The 1184-nt window shown below is 73.9% G+C and carries 2 protein-coding genes; one reads left to right on the forward strand and one right to left on the reverse strand.

Features of this window, described 5'->3' with window-relative positions; all coding sequences use genetic code 11:
* On the forward strand, positions 1-255 hold a 255-nt coding region (locus tag E0D90_RS25725), incomplete at its 5' end, for a hypothetical protein (protein ID WP_130800308.1).
* 69 nt (positions 256-324) lie between these two features.
* On the opposite strand, the gene panB is transcribed toward E0D90_RS25725, so the two are convergent.
* On the reverse strand, positions 325-1152 hold the full coding sequence (panB, locus tag E0D90_RS25730) for a 3-methyl-2-oxobutanoate hydroxymethyltransferase (protein WP_227870518.1): 828 nt from the start codon (positions 1150-1152) through the stop codon (positions 325-327).
* Between the last annotated feature and the right edge of the window lie 32 nt (positions 1153-1184).

Below are 1184 nucleotides of genomic sequence, written 5' to 3' on the forward strand. Positions count from 1 at the left end.
ACCCCCGCCGCCGCCCGCCGCCTGTCCGTCCAGGCACTCATCGTCTGCGTGATCGCGCTGGCCGCGGCGGTCGTCGCCTTCGCGTTCATGCGTGTCTGGTGGCTGGGCGTGATCTGGGTACTGCTGGCCGGCCTGACCTCCAACCTCGCCTGGTACTACCACCGCACCGGCCGCGAGGCCGCCGCCCCGCCCGCTCCCGAGGAAGACGACGCAGCGGCTCCGGGCCCCGGCGACCGAGGCACCGGCGCCGCCTGAGCGCGACCGCCTCCCGTGCCGCCCCGGGGTGGCGCACCCGAGCGGTACGCCACCCGGCCGCGCGCGGTGTCAGCTGAAGCTGTGCTCAGGCGCCGGGTAGGCGCCGTCCACGACATCCTCGGCGAACGCCTTCGCGGCGCCGCCCAGGACCTCGCGCAGCTTCGCGTACTCCTTGATGAAGCGGGGCATCCGGCCGCCGGGCCAGTCCGTCATCCCCGCCATGTCGGTCCACACCAGCACCTGGGCGTCGCACTCCGCGCCCGCGCCGATGCCGACCGTCGGAATGTGCAGACCCCGGGTGGTCTCGGCCGCCAGCTCCGCCGTCACCAGCTCCAGCACCACGGCGAACGCCCCCGCGTCCTGGACCGCCTTGGCGTCGCGCAGCAGCTGCTGCGCCGCCTCCTCACCGCGTCCCTGCACCGGGTGTCCGCCGTAGGCGTTCACCGACTGCGGGGTCAGCCCCACGTGCGCCATCACCGGGATGCCCGAGCGCACCAGCAGGTCGATCTGGTCGGCCGACCGCTCGCCGCCCTCCAGCTTCACCGCGCCGACGCCCGCCTCCTTCATCAGCCGGGTCGCGCTGCGCAGCGCCTGCACGGCGCCCTCCTGGTAGCTGCCGAACGGCAGGTCGCCGACGACCATGGTGCGGCGGGTGCCGCGCACCACCGCGGCCGACATCATCACCATCTGGTCGAGGGTGACGGGAACGGTCGAGTCATAGCCGAGGTGACAGTTGCCCGCAGAGTCCCCGACCAGCAGGACCGGGATACCGGCCTCGTCGAACACCGATGCGGTCATCGCGTCGTAGGCGGTGAGCATCGGCCACTTCTCACCGCGGCGCTTCGCGGCGGCGATGTCCCGGACGGTCACCCGGCGGTTGCCCTTGCCGCCGTACAGAGCGGGCTGGTCGGCGCGGGCGGGCGTGGGGG

The organism is Streptomyces otsuchiensis, assembly GCF_004305975.1.
Taxonomy (GTDB): Bacteria; Actinomycetota; Actinomycetes; order Streptomycetales; family Streptomycetaceae; genus Streptomyces; species Streptomyces otsuchiensis.